The organism is Microbulbifer thermotolerans (assembly GCF_001617625.1).
Taxonomy (GTDB): domain Bacteria; phylum Pseudomonadota; class Gammaproteobacteria; order Pseudomonadales; family Cellvibrionaceae; genus Microbulbifer; species Microbulbifer thermotolerans.
On record NZ_CP014864.1, the window covers coordinates 409663 to 425004 of the forward strand.

Consider the following 15342-nt stretch of genomic DNA (forward strand, 5'->3'; position numbering starts at 1 on the left):
TTGTGGGGCAGGGACCGGGGTGGCCCGGAAAACAAGGAATCCCTTATGAGTATCAAATTGCTGACTGAAATCGACAGTGAGGGCGTGGCCACTGTCACTCTGAACAGGCCGGAAATACACAACGCCTTCGACGACGCACTGATCCGCGAACTGGGCGAGACCTTCGACCGCTTGTCGCGCAACCCGGCGATCCGCGTACTGGTGTTGGCCGCCAACGGCAAAAGTTTTTCCGCCGGCGGCGACCTGAACTGGATGCAGCGGATGGTGAATTACTCCGAAGAGGAAAACCGCCGCGACGCCGCCACCCTGGCCGCCATGCTGCACAAGTTGGATACCTTTCCGGTGCCCACCATCGCGCGGGTGCAGGGCGCCGCCTTCGGCGGCGGTGTCGGTCTGGTGAGCTGCTGCGACATCGCGGTGGCGAGTGAACGCGCCAGCTTCTGCCTGTCGGAAGTGAAAATCGGCCTGTTGCCGGCCACCATCAGCCCCTATGTGATCAACGCCATAGGTGCGCGCCAGGCGCGGCGCTATTTCGTCACCGCCGAGCGCTTCTCCGCCGAGCGCGCGCGGGAAATCGGCTTGGTTTCCGAAGTTTGCGCGGAGGGTGAACTGGATCTGACGGTGCAAAAACTGGTAAACGCTATCACCGATAACGGCCCCCGCGCCGTGGCCATGTCCAAACAGCTGGCGATGTCCATGTCCAACCGAGTGATCACCCAGGAGCTGCAGGCGCAGACCAGTAACCTGATCGCGGCGGTGCGCGTGTCCCCAGAAGGGCAGGAAGGGCTCAATGCTTTTCTGGAAAAGCGCGCGCCCAAGTGGATGAATAGCAGCGAAGAATGATGGGCTGAAAATGATCCGCAAATTATTGATTGCCAATCGCGGCGAGATCGCCTGCCGCATCATCAAAACCGCCCGCCGCCTCGGAGTGGCCACTGTGGCCGTATACTCGGACGCGGACGCGGACGCGCTGCATGTGCAGATGGCCGACGAAGCGGTGCGCCTGGGACCGCCGCCGGCCAAGGCGTCCTACCTGGATATGGAAAAGGTGATAGATGCCGCCCGTCAGACCGGTGCCGACGCGATACATCCGGGTTACGGCTTTCTGTCGGAAAATGCCGAGTTCTGTCGCGCCTGCGACCGCGCCGGCATCGTCTTTGTCGGCCCGCCCGCAGGAGCCATCGAGGCCATGGGCTCCAAGTCCGCCGCCAAGCGCATTATGGAAGAGGCCGGTGTGCCCTTGGTGCCCGGCTACCACGGCACCAACCAGGACGTGCATATCCTCGAGGGACACGCCAACCGCATCGGCTATCCGGTACTGCTGAAGGCCGCCGCCGGCGGTGGCGGTAAGGGGATGCGCCGGGTCGACAGTGCGGAAGAATTTCAAGACGCTCTGGCTGCCGCCAAGCGCGAGGCGATGAACGCCTTCGGCGACGACCAGATGTTGCTGGAGCGCTATGTCGTCAGTCCTCGCCACGTGGAAATACAGGTGTTCTGCGATCAGCAGGGCAAGGGCGTCTACCTCTTTGAGCGCGACTGCTCGGTGCAACGCCGCCACCAAAAAGTGGTGGAGGAGGCGCCGGCGCCGGGGCTGTCGGAAGAACTGCGCGCGCGCATGGGAGAGGCAGCATTGCGCGCGGCCCACGCCATCGGCTACACGGGGGCGGGGACGGTGGAGTTCCTGCTGGATGCCAGCGGCGCCTTCTATTTCATGGAAATGAATACCCGCCTCCAGGTGGAGCACCCGGTCACCGAAATGATCACCGGCCAGGACTTGGTCGCCTGGCAGTTGTCCGTGGCCGCCGGTGAGCCGCTGCCCCTGGGCCAGGACGACCTGCATATCCTCGGCCACGCCTTTGAGGTACGCATCTACGCGGAAGATCCCGACAACGATTTTTTGCCGGCCACGGGTACATTGGTGCGCCACCGCCCGCCGAAGGAGAGCGAAAGTGTGCGCGTGGATACGGGCGTGCAGAGCGGCGACGAGATCAGCGTGCACTACGATCCCATGATCGCCAAGCTGATCTGCCACGGCCGCAGCCGCAAGGAAGCGCTGGCGAAACTGGACCGGGCGCTGCAGGAGTACCAGATAGCAGGCGTCCGCCACAATATCGAGTTCCTGCGCCGGGTGATCAATCACCGGGCCTTTGCCAGCGGCCGGGTATCCACGCATTTTATTGGGGATTACGAAGCGGACATCCTGCAACAGGAACAACAGCTGACACCGCTGAAGTGCGCCGCCATCGCCGGCTATCTGCATATGCGCGAGACGAGGGATCTGCGCGCGTCCGCCCCCGCCGCAGATCCGCACTCCCCCTGGCACAGCGGCGATGACTGGCGCCCCGGCATAGATGCCAGGCGCGTGCACAGCATCGACTACCGCGGCCACCGTGCCGAGATTGCTTCTGTCGCCGGTACCGGTGGTGTCCACTGGCAGTGCGATGCGCTGCAAAGCGACTGCAAAAGCGGTGAGATCCGCATATTGCCCGAGCGCGAACTCGCACTGGTGGACGGACGGCGGGTGAGTTTTTCCTGGGTGGATACCGCCTGCGGCGGCGCCATCTTTATCGACGGTATCCAGGTCGAATTTGAGCTGCTACCGCCGGATATCGGCGAAAGCGGCGATCAGGCTCACGGCCTGGAGGCGCCGATGAACGGCACCATCATCGCACTGCTGGTGGCGCCGGGTGCGCAGGTGGAGAAGGATCAGCCACTGCTGGTGATGGAGGCGATGAAAATGGAGCACACCCTGCGTGCGCCCACTGCCGGTAAAGTGCAGCAGTTCCTCTGTGCCGAGGGCGAACTGGTGGACGGCGGCAGCTTGCTGATCGATTTCGCCGAGGAGGAATAGCGATGCGTTTGCCCGATAAGGTCAAAATGGTTGAGGTCGGCCCCCGCGACGGCCTGCAAAACGAAAAACAGTCCATCTCCGTCGACACCCGCATCGCGCTGATCGACCGCCTCAGCGCCAGTGGCCTGTCTGTGATTGAGGCGGGCAGTTTTGTCAGTCCCAAATGGGTGCCGCAGATGGCGGCCAGCGAGGAGGTGCTGGCGGGCATACACCGCAGCCCCGGCACCGTCTACAGCGCGCTGACGCCGAACCTAAAAGGCTACGAGCGCGCTCTGGCGGCCAAGGCGGACGAGGTGGCGGTGTTCGGTGCCGCCTCCGAGGCGTTTACGCAAAAAAACATCAACTGCAGTATCAGCGAGAGCCTGGAGCGCTTCCGCCCTCTGTTGGAGCGGGCGCGCCAGGACGGCATTCGGGTGCGGGGCTATGTTTCCTGCGTGCTCGGCTGTCCCTATGAGGGCGATATCGATCCGCGCAAGGTGGCGGAGGTAAGCGGCGCGCTGCTGGAGATGGGCTGCTACGAAATCTCCCTCGGCGACACCATCGGCGTGGGCACGCCGGAGGCGGCCAAGCGCATGATCGAGCAGGTGGGGGCGAGGGTGCCGGTGGAAAAGCTGGCGGTACATTTCCACGATACCTACGGCCAGGCACTGGCGAATATCTACGCGGCGTTGCAAATGGGCGTGGCGGTGGTGGATTCGGCGGTGGCCGGTCTCGGCGGTTGCCCTTACGCCAAAGGCGCATCGGGCAATGTGGCCAGCGAGGACGTGCTCTATCTGCTGAACGGTCTCGGTATTGAAACGGGGGTGGATCTCAACTTGCTGGCGGATGCCGGAAATTTCATTTCCTCCGCACTGGGCCGCGAGAGCAACTCGCGTGTGGCCAAGGCACTGGCGGGCTGATTTTTCAGGCGCCCCGGCGCAGTGCGCACGAGTGCTTTCGGGGCGCTCAGTCGATTTCCCACCGGGAGGCGTGTCCATCCGCGCCTCCCAAACTGCTTCAGGTTTCTGTTACACGGAATCTGCTAATATCGGCGAAATTTTTTGGAATCTGTTTTCGCCATGAAGCTACTGCGCCTTTCTGTCTTCTCCCTGCTCGGCCTCGCCGTGGCCACGGCCCTGGCCGCCCCCGGTCTTATCGGCCCCAAGGTTGAGGAAATCTGGAAACAGCAGCTGGCGCGCCTGCAGGGCGGCGAGGTGGCGCAATACCAGCGCGGCTGGTTCGGCGCCGAGGCCAGCACTCGCGTGGAAAGCGGTGATGGTGGCACTGAACTGCGCAGTGAAATACAGCACGGGCCGCTACTCTTTACCGCCCACGGGCCACGCTTGGGCGTTGTCTACACAGAAACCCGCCTGTCCCCGGATCACTTGGCACCGCAACTGCGCGCGCAGCTGGAACAGTGGTACGGCCGCCTGGACCAGAGTCCGCTGGTGCTGGAGTCCCTGGTCGGCGCCGACAACCGCATCGTCAATTACTTGCGCCTGGCGTCGTTCACCCGCGCCGATAGCAGTGGCGAGCTGATGTTTGATGGTGGCCAGTTGCTGATAGAGACGGATTACAGCGGAGCACTGCTGACCGGCAGCCTGGAACTGGGTTCTATCCGCCATACCCGGGCCGGACATGAAGCGCTCTTTACGGAACCGGCTGAGGGAACTTTTAAATACACACCCGGGGCGGGCGGCGAGGCCGAGTTGCTGTTGCCATTGCTGCGCGCCGAGTCTGAATCCGGCCCCCTGGAACTGCGCGATATCCGTTTGCAGCTGTCTGTGGAGGAAGTGGGGCGAGGTCTGTTGAAGTTGATCTCCGATCTTAAGCTGCCTCAGGTGCAGTCCGCCACGCCGGTAACCGCTCTGCAGCAGCAGATGACCCTGCCGCAGGTGGCGGCAACGGACTTACTGCATTACTTGAGCGTACTGGTGCCGGCGGATGCCGGCCGCGACTGGCCCCGGGCGATGCGGCGCCCCCTGAGGTTGCAGCAGCAGTTGGAGGTGCAGTCCCGCAATGGGCCGGTGCTTGTGGACGCGGATATCGACTGGCACGGCACGGCGCGCGGCGCAGGTAATGGCGCAGACTGGTGGCTGGCGCCGCTGGCGGGCACAGTGACATTCAGTGCCGCCGAGCAGGCGTTGATGCAGTCGCCGCTGGTGGCCAAGGCGATGATGCTGCGCCAATACGGGTTACTGATGGAAAATAACGGCGAGTTGCAGATGCACTTGCAGGCGGACCGGGGCCGGCTGCTGGTCAATGGGCAGCAGCTGCCACCGGACCTGTTGCTACTGGCGCTGACCGGTGACTTCTAAGGAACCTCTGATTAATTCGCTTCCTGACGGTAAAAATTCTTTGGAGCTAGATGAGAAGCTCAGGTGATAGGATGGCCATTTCGAAACCGTCGGATACAGGGATGTATCCGTCGGAGCTACAGGGAAGTAGTCGTGCGTTTTCGAAATGGCCATCCTATTGCCTGAGCGCCACGGAACTAACCAAAGCGTTCACGCGAATTAATCAGAGGTTCCCTAATAAGGGTGTATGACCGCTGTAAGCGGTTTTGGGGCGCTCAGGCAGTAGAACGGGTATTTTTCGAGGCCGGAGTTTTACGCTTGCGCGCCTTCCGGCACGATTCTGCTCAGTAAGCGGGGCGGTGGTCCGCCAGTGCCAGCCAGCCGCGGACTACCCGGTAGATCGCCCACACCCAGGCGATACCCATAATCAAAAAGCCCAGCCCCAGCAGCCACCAGGTCAGGGAGCCGATCACCGTCCACAGCAGCCAGAACCAAAAGGTGCGAATCTGCCAGCGGAAATGGGATTCCGCCAGGGTGCCGCGCACATCGCCGCGCTTGAAATAGTTGACCAGCACGGCGACAAAAAACGGCACAGCGGTGAAGAGGGCGATCGCCTGAATCAGGTATACCAGGGTCGCGAGGTCGCGGCCGCTCTGCTCGCGGACCTCTGGGTTTTTCGTGGGAAACTGCTCGGACATAGTTTCTTCTCGCGGGAATATCAGCCCTCTATTGTGCGCGCGCCGTGGCGGTTTTCAACAATGGTCGTCTCACACCGACAGCCATTCAGCGCGCATATTCTGCTCCCGCCAGGATTTCAACGCTTGCACGGAAGCGCGCATCAGATTCAGCAGTTCAGTACGTTGCTGGCGACACGCCTCCCGCTCTTTGTCGATCCCGAGCTGCGCGGCCAGTTCCCGCAAGCGCGCCGCCACTGCCTCCAGGCCCACTTCTTCCGCTTGTACTGCCAGCGTCTGTGCCTGCTTTTTCGCCTCCAGCCAGTGGCGCCCAGTGAGGGCGCTGGTGAGTGCCGCGGTCTGTTTCGGCAGCGCGGCGGCGCGCGCGCTCAGCAGTTCCGCAAACCGCCGCTGTCCCAGTGCATTCTGTTGCCGTTTCAGCGTGCCGGTTTCCAGCATAGGGGAGAGAAGGGGTGGGGGTGTCTGACGGCTGTCACCGCGTGCGTGGCGGGATGCCCATTTGAGTAGTTGTTCCAACTCCTGGTCGGATACGGGGCGGGCGAGTACGCCGGTCAGGCCGCGTGCCTGGTAGCGGGCTTTGTCGCCGGGCCGGGGATCGTTGAGCAGGGCGAATACCGGCAGCTGGGTGACACGACCGCGGCGTATCTTCTGGGTGGCTTCCACTCCGTCCATCAGTGGCAAATGGCTGTCCATCAATACCAGGTCGAACGGCTTTTCGAGCGCTGCACTGGCGCCGTCCACACCGTTGTTTTGTCGTTCCACCCGGTGGCCGAGCGCCTGTAATTTGTCGCAAAGCGTAGGGTTGCGATCGTTTTCCACCAGCAGAATGGATAGGCCGCGTTTTTCAGCGGCCCGGCGATCGGGAGGGAGTTGCAGCTCAACGGCTTCCACCTGCCCCCAATTGCGGATTTCCTCCAGGGCCCTGTTTGCGGTTTGCAGCTGCCGCTGCGCTCTTTTTACCAGCCAACTGGATTCGGCATCCTCGATTCGCGCCAGTTGCCCGAGGGTGTGCTGCAGTGCGTCCAGTGGTTGACGCAGGTGGTGTCTGATGATGGCCAGCAGATCGGCGGTCTCCTGGCGCTGCCGCTCGAGCGTCTGGACGGCTTTTGTCAGCTGGCGTTTGTGATCGGAAAGCGCGTTTTTGCAGGATTGCAGCTGGCGGTGAATACCGGTGTTTTCTTCCCTGAGCGCGACAGCGCGTCGCTCAGCCGCTGCGGTGTCTCTGCGTTGGCGCAACCAAAGGCCGAGGGCAAGAGCGGATATAAGCAGTAGTGCCGTACCGAATGACGCCGGCCACAGGAGGGCTATCCGGGTATCGGTCAATGATATCGGTGCCGCGCTGGCAGCCGTCGGAAAAAGGGTAATGCCGGCGAGCAGGTGTGCGGGGAGGTTGGTGCGGAGAGCCGAGCTCCCCCAGTGGAAAATGGTCTTGTTCATCCTTGTTGCCACTTGCGTTGATCGGGGCCAAGTCCTGCGGCCCGCGAAGGTGTTTACTGGGAGATACCTCAATGCGAGTTGATACTGCAATACGGCAGTACGTACAAGGGAAAATTCGCGGTTACGCGGCTTTAAAGGCGCATCAGTGCACCCACGGTACAACGCACAAAGATCAGGCGAGTGTGTGGGGTTCTGCAAAGGGGCGCTTTTTGACCCACATTCTGCGCAGCCAGTCAAGGTAAATGCCGTAGGGGCGCCCAAGGATTCCGGCGATCAATATAAACGTGGCACTGGCAGTAAGAATTTCCCTCAGCCCTGCACCGCTGAGATAGATGCTGCCCGAATATAGTGGCAGCTGAAAACTCAGGAATACGAATGTGTCCACCAGATAGGCGTTGAGTCTACCGCGGCCGCCGAAGCGATGGGCCACCCAGCTGCGGTAGAGGCCGAAGGGGCGTGCGATCAAAGTGTTGCATACCAGCGCCATCAACCGCACCTTCAGGTGCTCCTGCCAGCTCATGCCCGCCAGTACCAACTCAATGGGGATGGCGATGAGCCAGGAAAAGCTGTTCATCGCAAAGATATCCAGGAAAAAATCCAGGCGGCGTGAGGGCCGGTTTGCTTCGTTTGCGTCGTCAGATTCCGGAATATTACGGGTAGTGGAGACAGAAGAAGGCATGGGTACGACTCTCGGGAAACGACACGCCGTGGCCTGTGGGTAGGGCGCGGCTATTGGCCGAGCGATTATATCCGTATTTTCCGTATAATCTAGCTATACGTATCAATATATCCTATATATCGATATTACCATCCTATTTTCACATTTATTTGTAAGTTAATTCTTTCGATTTGTGTTGTCGGTGTCTATGGCGGCTGAGGTCTAGCGCGATTAATATGCAATTTTTTGCATAATCGAGTGGAAGCCCCTATGTCTCTGCGCTACGCCGTTCTCACTCTGCTGGATATCGAGCCCGGTAGCGGCTACGACCTCAAGCGTCGCTTTGAACGCAGTGTTTCCCACTTCTGGAGTGCCAGCCACCAGCAGATGTACCGCGAACTGCACAGGCTGCACGACGAGGGGTTGTTGGACTGCACGGAGCAACCCCAGGCGGGCAAGCCGGACAAGAAGATATACAGTCTGACCGACCGGGGGCGGCAGGTGCTTAAGGAATGGGTGCAGCGACCGGCGCCGGCACAAAAAATCCGCGAGCCCTTTCTTGTACAGTTGTTCGCCGGTCACCACCTGAGCCGCGAACAGGCCAGGGTGGCGGTTCAGCGACAGATGGATCAGCACCGCGCGCTCCTGGCCACCTATCTGGAACAAAATGAAAAAGTGCTGAAACGGGACCCGCAGCTGCAACGCCGCTATTGGCTTGCGCACCAGACACTATTGCTGGGGATCGAAGCGGAAAAGACTTGGCTCGCCTGGGGGGAAAGAGTATTGCGGGAATTGGATGCGCAGGTAGAGGAATAGCGGCGATACGTTGGCTACAGGGCCGGGAGCTTTGCCGGCCCTGTGTTTTCGTCCATTCAAAGAGAGATCTTTTCCAGAACCAAACTACCGATCGAATAGCCTGCGCCAAAGGAGCAGATCACGCCCCGGTCGCCGGGCTGCAGGTCATCGCTGTGCAGGTTAAAGGCGATGACCGAGCCGGCGCAGCCGGTGTTGGCATAGCGGTCCAGAACAATGGGGGCGCGCTCTGCGTTTGCGCCGTCGCCCATCAGTTTCTTCGCGATCAGGTTATTCATATTGATATTGGCCTGGTGCAGCCAGTAGCGGCGTACTTCGGCCGGTTCACTGCCGGTCTCGCGCACATGGGCTTCGATATGCGCGGCGGCCATGGGACAGACCTCCTTGAACACCCTGCGGCCATTCTGGCGGAAAAGCTTGCCGGGGCCGAAGGGATCCACGTCGGCGGCGCGGGCAGTGTAGCCGAAGTTGGAGCGAATATTGTTGGAGAAGACCGTCTGCGCCTTGGTGCCGAGCACTTCCCAGGCGGTATCCGCGGTACAGCTTTCGCGCCGTTCCACAACGCTGGCTACGGCCACGTCGCCGAAAATAAAGTGGCTGTCGCGGTCGGTAAAGTCGATTTGCGGCGAGGCCAGTTCCGGGTTGACCACCAGCACCGCGCGGGCGCTGCCTGAAGCGACGGCGTCCACCGCGCGCTGCAGGGAGAAGGTCGCCGAGGAGCAGGCCACTTCCATATCGAACGCGAAGCCTTCGACACCAAGCGCCGCCTGGATTTCAATAGCGATGGCCGGATAGGCGCGTTGCAGATAAGAGGCGCCGACGATGACCATGTCGATATCCTCGGGCGTCTTGCCGGCTTTTTCCAGGGCCAGTTTCGCCGCCGCAAGGCCCATTTCCGCTTGCAGGCACAGTTCGTTGTCGGCGCGCTCTGGCAGATAGGGGCGCATGCGCTCCGGGTCCAGAATGCCTTCGCGGGCAACCACGTAGCGGCTCTTGATGCCGGACGCTTTCTCGATAAATTCCGCTGAAGACTCGAGTTTGGGCGCCATTTCGCCCGCTTCGATTTCCGCGGCATATTTGCGGTTGTAGAGCGCCGCATGGGCGTTGTAAGCCGCCACCAACTCCTGGTTGCTGATGGATTCCGGTGGCGTCCACAGGCCCGTGCCACTGATCACAATGCCGCGCGGCAGCTTGTATTCACTCATCGCTGAATTCCCCGGCCCGCGGCATGCAGCGCGAGCGATTGGTCATTTTCAATGTAGCAGTGTCGGCTTTGGCTGAGACGCCAGTACCATCCTGCTGGGAGTGTAATTGTGACGGGAATGTCAAATCCGGTCTATGTGCGGAGGGGACGAAGAATCAGGGTGTTCTGGCCAGTGCATAGGCGCTGACCCAGGCCGCGCCGGCGGCGATCAGGGCGCGGGCGGCCGCCTCCAGGGTGGCGCCGGTGGTGATTACATCGTCCACCAATCCGATATGTCGGCCTTCCACGGGGCTGCACACGGCGAAAGAGTGTTCCGGATTGCGCAGTCGCTGCGACCGTTTCAGCCGCAGCTGTGCCTCTCTGGCAACCACCCTGCGCAGCAGGCGGGCATGGACAGGAAGGTGCCACTGGCGGCCCAGCTCGGCCGCGATCAATTGCGACTGGTTGAAACCGCGCTGCCAATAGCGGCGCCAGTGCAGGGGAATCGGTGCCAGCAGGTCCGGCGCCTTATCGGTAGGGCGTAGAGGCCCGGCCGCCAGTTGCGCCAGGCTGTGGCCTGCGGCCAGGTCGCCGCGGTACTTGAAGCGCTGCACCAACTGACCGATCGGAAAAGCGTAGAGCCAGGCGGCGCGAGCGGTGTTGAAAGAAGGTGCTTGTTGTAGGCAGCGGGCGCAGATCCCGGACACTTCCGCCGGTGCAGACAGCGGCAGGGCGCAGTGGCGACAGGCGCGCTGGAGCCAGGGCAGTTCCGCGGCACAAGGAGGACAGATGCCGTTGCCGTCACTGTGATTGCCACACAGCAGGCACAGCGTAAGGCGCGCTGCCGGGAATCCGGAGAGAAAGTGTGAAATCTTCTTGTAAACCATCCCTGGGTTATCTGGTTGACAGCGGTTCGCCCCCCGCTACACTGGCCAGTCTATTCCTCCGGCACCTTAAGGCGCCGCTACAAAGCAACAAGAGAGATTAAGCCTGTGACCGCCGCCCAGCAAATCCCCGCCGCCACCATCCGCCACGACTGGACCCGCCAAGAAGTGTTGGACCTGTTCGCGCTGCCTTTTAGCGACCTGCTGTTTATCGCTCAGCAGGTGCACCGCGCGCACTTCGACCCCAACCGGGTACAGGTCAGCACCCTCTGCTCCATCAAGACCGGCGCCTGTCCCGAAGACTGCGCCTACTGCCCTCAGAGTGCCCGCTACGACACCGGGTTGGAGCGGGAAAAACTGATGCGGGTGGAAAAAGTGGTGGAGGAGGCCCGCGCGGCCAAGGCCAGCGGCGCCACCCGCTTCTGTATGGGCGCCGCCTGGCGCTCGCCGAAGAAAAAGGACATGCCCTATGTGACGCAAATGGTGCGGGAAGTGAAGGCTCTGGGCCTGGAGACCTGCATGACGCTGGGCATGCTCAGTGACGAACAGGCGCAGGAATTGGCGGACGCCGGCCTCGATTACTACAACCACAACCTGGATACCTCTCCCGAATACTACGGCGAGATCATCACTACGCGCACCTACCAGGACCGCTTGGAGACCCTGGAGCGGGTGCGCGCCGCAGGTATGAAAGTCTGTGCCGGTGGAATTATCGGCATGGGCGAAGGCGAGCGGGACCGGGCGGGCCTGTTGATGCAGCTGGCGAACCTGCCGGAGCACCCGGAATCTGTGCCTATCAATATGCTGGTCCGGGTGGCCGGAACGCCGCTGGAAAAGGAGCGCGATCTGGACCCCTTCGAGTTTATCCGCTGTATTGCCGTGGCCCGCATCATGATGCCCAAATCCCATGTGCGCCTGTCCGCCGGGCGGGAGCAGATGAGCGATGAAATGCAGGCCCTGGCTTTCCTCGCCGGCGCCAACTCCATTTTCTACGGCGAGAAGCTGCTGACCACCGCCAACCCCGAGGCCAACAAGGACATGCAGCTATTCAAGCGCCTGGGTATTCAGCCGGAAGAGTACCAGCAGCACGCGGATGAGGCCGAAGTGGAGGCGGAGCTGGAGGCGCAGATCGCCGAGCGGCGCAACGACTCCTTTTTCTATAACGCCGCCAAATGACCCTCGCGGAAACCCTGCGCGCCCGCCTGCAGGAGAGGCGCGAGCGCAATTTGTACCGCCAGCTCAAGACCCTGGCCGCCGCGCCGAGCCCGCGGGCTGTGGTGGATGGACGCGAGCTGCTTACTTTCAGCAGTAACGATTACCTGGGGTTGGCGACCCACCCGGAGGTGATTGCCGCACAGCGGGAAGGGGCCAGTCTCGGTGCTGGCGCCACCGCATCGCACCTGGTCAATGGCCACCTGGAAATCCACGCGCGCCTGCAGGAGAAGATTGCGGAAGTCACCGGACGCGAAGCGGCGCTGGTCTTTTCCAGCGGCTATATGGCCAATATCGGAACCATTTGCGCCCTGGTGGGCCGGGGTGACAACATCATTTCCGACCGCCTCAATCACGCTTCCCTGATCGACGGCGCACGCCTGTGCGGTGCCGCCAGCCTGCGTTTCGCCCACAGTGATCTCGGCGGGATGGAGCGGCAATTGCAGCGTGCGGCACAAAACGGCGGCAATACGCTGGTGGCGGTGGACGGTGTCTACAGCATGGACGGCGACCTCGCACCACTGGCGGAAATGGCCGGCCTCTGCCGGCGCTATAACGCCTGGTTGATGGTGGACGAAGCCCACGGTTTCGGCGCCATGGGGAGCTCGGATTTGCCCCTGGCCGGCAGTGTCGCTGCCGCTGGGCTAGACCAGGATGCGGTGCCGGTGATGATGGGGACTCTGGGTAAGGCCGCCGGCAATGCGGGCGCTTTTGTCGCCGGCTCGCGGGAACTGATCGACTACCTGGTACAGTTCGCGCGGCCCTATGTTTACACCACTGGCATGCCGCCGGCGGTGGCCGCCGGCTGTCTGGCGGCGATCGACGTGATGCTGCGGGAGCCGGAGCGGCGCGAGTTGCTCAAGTGCAATATCGCGTTTTTCCGCACGCGCGCCGGGGCGCTGAAGCTGCCGCTGATGGAATCTGCCAGCGCGATACAGCCCCTGTTGCTCGGCTGCGAAAAAAAAGTCATGGCCGTCGCCGCCGAGCTGCAGCGGCTCGGTTTTCTGGTGGGGGCTATCAGGCCGCCGACGGTGCCCGCGGGTACCGCGCGCCTGCGCATCACGCTCACCGCCAATCACACCCAGGCGCAGATTGAAGCATTGCTCGCTGCATTGGACGCTTCTCTGCGCGCTTTCGGCGCAAGTGCGGTGCCGGTGTGAAGCTGGTCCTTTTGCACGGCTGGGGTTGCGATGGGCGCATCTGGCAGCCGCTGATCGAAGCGCTGCGAGCCGGAGACGCAACCGATGTCGCGGTAACTTTACTCGAACTGCCCGGCTTCGGTGGCAACAGCGGTTGTCCCTGGCCCGATGACGAAACTCTGTTGCAGCAGCTCTATGCGCAACTCCCAGCGGATTGTCTGCTGGTGGGGCACTCCCTGGGCGGTATGCTCGCCGCGCGGATGGCGGCCCAGCGAGGACAGACGAAGATCGCCGGGCTGATCACGATTGCCGCCAATGCCACCTTTTTGCAGCGCGCGGACTGGCCGGGAATGGACCCGGAGACCTTTGCCCGTTTTCGCCACTCACTGGCGGATACGCCCAAATCCACCTGGGAAAAATTCTGCGGCCTGCAGGCGCGCGGCGACGCCGCTATGCGCCGCGTTCTCAAACAGTTGAAAGACTGGCCGCCGCCGTCCGTCGACGGCGCCTGGCTGAGTGCACTCGAGTGCCTGGGGCGGTTGGATAACCGCAGAATTTTGCGGGAAATCCCACTGCCGGCGCTCCACCTGTTCGGCGGCAAGGATGCGCTGGTGCCCGCTGCGGCGGCGGACAAAATCCGCCAATTGGGCGCTACTGCCGAAGTGTTGGTGGATTGCGGGCACGCGCCGCAGATTTCCCGCCCGGAGTTGGTGGCGGAAAAAATCCGCGCCTTCCTGCCCCGGTGCGGGGACGGCCCAATTTCCTGCGGAGAATCTCCTCTGGACAAAAGTGCCGTGGCCAGATCATTCGGCCGCGCCGCTGCCACTTACGATGCGGCGGCCCACCTCCAGCGCGCTGTCTGCCGGCAGCTGCTCGCCGACGCAGACAGCGGCTGGGCGCCAGAAGTGATTCTCGATCTGGGCAGCGGCACCGGCTATGGCAGCGAAATGCTGCGCCAGCGTTTTCCCCGTGCGCGGATTGTCGCACTGGATCTGGCCGAGGCGATGCTGCGCTACGCGCGCGAGCGGCGCCCTGCAGCGGACAACCATATTGTGGCCGACGCCGAACAGCTGCCCCTGGCGGATGGCAGCGTGGATTTGATTTTCTCCAGTATGGCGCTGCAGTGGTGCTACCGGTTGCCGGGGCTGTTCGCGGAGTTGCGGCGGGTGTTGGCGGAGGGTGGCCACTGTCTGGTGGCGACCTTGGGCCCGGCGACATTGCACGAGCTGAAAAGCAGCTGGGCGGCAGTGGATAGTGGTGTCCACGTCAACCGTTTTTTGCCCAGGGATGCCTGGCTGGCCGCGGCCGCGGAGAGCGGCTTCAGCGGTGCCCTGCGCGCAGAGAGCCGGGTGCTGCACTACCGCACGGTGCAAAAGCTGATGCGGGATTTAAAAAATATCGGCGCGCGCAATATCAACCGCGATGCCGACCGCGGGCTGACGGGCCGGGAAAAACTGCGCCGCCTGACGGCGGCCTACGAGCCGCTGCGCACTGAGGCCGGCCTGCCCGCCAGCTACGAAGTACTGTATCTGGAGCTCGCCGCGGGCCGCTGCGGGCGTGGCCATGTCCGCCTTGTGGACGGTGGCACCTTCGCGGAAAAGCGCGATCAGGGATAGATGTGGATGGGCGTCGGGGTTTTCACCAGCGCCCATATTTCATCCATTTCCCGGTTGGTCACTGCGATACAGCCGTCGGTCCAGTTCATGCGCTGCAACTGTTTCTCCATGTGCTGCCACTGCGGCTTTATACCGTGGATCATGATGGCACCGCCCGGATTTACTCCGAGGCGGCGCGCGCGGGCGCGGTCGGTGGCGTTGGGGTAGGAGATGTGGATGGAGCGGTAGAAGCGGCTGTTGGGATTCTTCCAGTCCAGGGTATAGCGGCCCTCGGGGGTTCGCTCATCCCCCTGCTGGACCTTGTGTCCCTTGGGGTTATCGCCGAACACCACTCTGTAACTCTTGACCACCCGCTCGTCGCGTACGAGCTGCATTAAATGTTTGGATTTGTAGACCACCACTAGGTCGACGGGTTTGACGGTGGCGGAGGCGAACAGAGGCGCCAGCATCAGCAGGGCAAAGGTCAGGTATTGCATGGTCTTGGCAAGCCGTAGTGTCGTTGTCGGTTATCTGTGATTTGGGGCGAACTCCCTGCCTTTATTGCTCACAGTGCATCTCTGGCAGCTTTATTTCCCGCC

Annotated in this window: 14 protein-coding genes; 8 read left to right on the forward strand and 6 right to left on the reverse strand. The window is 62.2% G+C overall.

Going from position 1 to position 15342, the window contains the following annotated elements; genetic code table 11:
* Window positions 1-45: 45 nt before the first annotated feature.
* The 4 genes from A3224_RS01650 (at window position 46) to A3224_RS01665 (ending at window position 5148) form a co-directional block, all read left to right on the forward strand.
* Window positions 46-843, forward strand: coding sequence for an enoyl-CoA hydratase/isomerase family protein (locus A3224_RS01650; protein WP_067150618.1), 798 nt, complete (start codon window positions 46-48; stop codon window positions 841-843).
* 10 nt (window positions 844-853) lie between these two features.
* Complete coding sequence (locus A3224_RS01655) at window positions 854-2851, forward strand: acetyl/propionyl/methylcrotonyl-CoA carboxylase subunit alpha (protein ID WP_067150621.1); 1998 nt, start codon at window positions 854-856, stop codon at window positions 2849-2851.
* A gap of 2 nt (window positions 2852-2853) precedes the next feature.
* A complete protein-coding gene (locus A3224_RS01660) occupies window positions 2854-3750 on the forward strand; it encodes a hydroxymethylglutaryl-CoA lyase (protein WP_067150624.1) in 897 nt (298 codons plus the stop codon).
* A gap of 159 nt (window positions 3751-3909) precedes the next feature.
* Entirely contained in the window at window positions 3910-5148 is a 1239-nt protein-coding gene (locus A3224_RS01665) for a DUF945 family protein (RefSeq protein ID WP_067150627.1), read from the forward strand.
* Between the two features lie 323 nt (window positions 5149-5471).
* Here A3224_RS01665 and A3224_RS01670 read toward each other — a convergent pair whose 3' ends face one another.
* From A3224_RS01670 to alaE, 3 genes are all read right to left on the reverse strand, one after another.
* On the reverse strand, window positions 5472-5825 hold the full coding sequence (locus A3224_RS01670; protein ID WP_067150631.1) for a DUF4870 family protein: 354 nt from the start codon (window positions 5823-5825) through the stop codon (window positions 5472-5474).
* A 69-nt stretch (window positions 5826-5894) separates the two neighbouring features.
* Entirely contained in the window at window positions 5895-7259 is a 1365-nt protein-coding gene (locus A3224_RS01675; protein ID WP_067150634.1) for a response regulator, read from the reverse strand.
* Between the two features lie 172 nt (window positions 7260-7431).
* Complete coding sequence (alaE, locus tag A3224_RS01680; RefSeq protein WP_067150636.1) at window positions 7432-7938, reverse strand: L-alanine exporter AlaE; 507 nt, start codon at window positions 7936-7938, stop codon at window positions 7432-7434.
* Between the two features lie 249 nt (window positions 7939-8187).
* On the opposite strand from alaE, the gene A3224_RS01685 reads away from it, so the two are divergent.
* Window positions 8188-8733, forward strand: a complete 546-nt coding sequence (locus tag A3224_RS01685) for a PadR family transcriptional regulator (RefSeq protein WP_067150639.1) — start codon at window positions 8188-8190, stop codon at window positions 8731-8733.
* Window positions 8734-8789: 56 nt separating this feature from the next.
* On the opposite strand, the gene A3224_RS01690 is transcribed toward A3224_RS01685, so the two are convergent.
* Both A3224_RS01690 and A3224_RS01695 read right to left on the reverse strand, forming a co-directional pair.
* The gene (locus A3224_RS01690; RefSeq protein WP_067150642.1) at window positions 8790-9935 is read right to left on the reverse strand and encodes a beta-ketoacyl-ACP synthase III; all 1146 of its coding nucleotides are present in this window, start codon (window positions 9933-9935) and stop codon (window positions 8790-8792) included.
* 154 nt (window positions 9936-10089) lie between these two features.
* Window positions 10090-10800 carry a ComF family protein gene (locus A3224_RS01695; protein WP_067150645.1) on the reverse strand — a complete coding sequence of 237 codons (711 nt, stop codon included), beginning with the start codon at window positions 10798-10800 and terminating at the stop codon, window positions 10090-10092.
* A gap of 105 nt (window positions 10801-10905) precedes the next feature.
* Between A3224_RS01695 and bioB the strand changes: the two genes are divergently transcribed.
* From bioB to bioC, 3 genes are read left to right on the forward strand one after another with little or no spacing between them, the layout of a single operon-like run.
* On the forward strand, window positions 10906-11973 hold the full coding sequence (gene bioB / locus A3224_RS01700; RefSeq protein ID WP_067150647.1) for a biotin synthase BioB: 1068 nt from the start codon (window positions 10906-10908) through the stop codon (window positions 11971-11973).
* A complete protein-coding gene (gene bioF / locus A3224_RS01705) occupies window positions 11970-13169 on the forward strand; it encodes an 8-amino-7-oxononanoate synthase (RefSeq protein WP_067150650.1) in 1200 nt (399 codons plus the stop codon). The genes bioB and bioF overlap by 4 nt, the downstream gene beginning before the upstream one ends.
* Window positions 13166-14764, forward strand: a complete 1599-nt coding sequence (gene bioC / locus A3224_RS16410) for a malonyl-ACP O-methyltransferase BioC (RefSeq protein WP_082817349.1) — start codon at window positions 13166-13168, stop codon at window positions 14762-14764. The genes bioF and bioC overlap by 4 nt, the downstream gene beginning before the upstream one ends.
* On the opposite strand, the gene A3224_RS01715 is transcribed toward bioC, so the two are convergent.
* A complete protein-coding gene (locus tag A3224_RS01715; protein ID WP_067150653.1) occupies window positions 14755-15240 on the reverse strand; it encodes a L,D-transpeptidase family protein in 486 nt (161 codons plus the stop codon). The two genes, bioC and A3224_RS01715, sit on opposite strands and share 10 nt — an antisense overlap.
* Window positions 15241-15342 lie beyond the last annotated feature (102 nt).

Bases quoted from the DNA above. Each gene is read 5' to 3' on its own strand.
- A3224_RS01650 (WP_067150618.1), top strand. From the start codon at position 46: ATGAGTATCAAATTGCTGACTGAAATCGACAGTGAGGGCGTGGCCACT.
- A3224_RS01655 (WP_067150621.1), top strand. From the start codon at position 854: ATGATCCGCAAATTATTGATTGCCAATCGCGGCGAGATCGCCTGCCGC.
- A3224_RS01660 (WP_067150624.1), top strand. From the start codon at position 2,854: ATGCGTTTGCCCGATAAGGTCAAAATGGTTGAGGTCGGCCCCCGCGAC.
- A3224_RS01665 (WP_067150627.1), top strand. From the start codon at position 3,910: ATGAAGCTACTGCGCCTTTCTGTCTTCTCCCTGCTCGGCCTCGCCGTG.
- A3224_RS01670 (WP_067150631.1), bottom strand. From the start codon at position 5,825: ATGTCCGAGCAGTTTCCCACGAAAAACCCAGAGGTCCGCGAGCAGAGC.
- A3224_RS01675 (WP_067150634.1), bottom strand. From the start codon at position 7,259: ATGAACAAGACCATTTTCCACTGGGGGAGCTCGGCTCTCCGCACCAAC.
- alaE (WP_067150636.1), bottom strand. From the start codon at position 7,938: ATGCCTTCTTCTGTCTCCACTACCCGTAATATTCCGGAATCTGACGAC.
- A3224_RS01685 (WP_067150639.1), top strand. From the start codon at position 8,188: ATGTCTCTGCGCTACGCCGTTCTCACTCTGCTGGATATCGAGCCCGGT.
- A3224_RS01690 (WP_067150642.1), bottom strand. From the start codon at position 9,935: ATGAGTGAATACAAGCTGCCGCGCGGCATTGTGATCAGTGGCACGGGC.
- A3224_RS01695 (WP_067150645.1), bottom strand. From the start codon at position 10,800: ATGGTTTACAAGAAGATTTCACACTTTCTCTCCGGATTCCCGGCAGCG.
- bioF (WP_067150650.1), top strand. From the start codon at position 11,970: ATGACCCTCGCGGAAACCCTGCGCGCCCGCCTGCAGGAGAGGCGCGAG.
- A3224_RS01715 (WP_067150653.1), bottom strand. From the start codon at position 15,240: ATGCAATACCTGACCTTTGCCCTGCTGATGCTGGCGCCTCTGTTCGCC.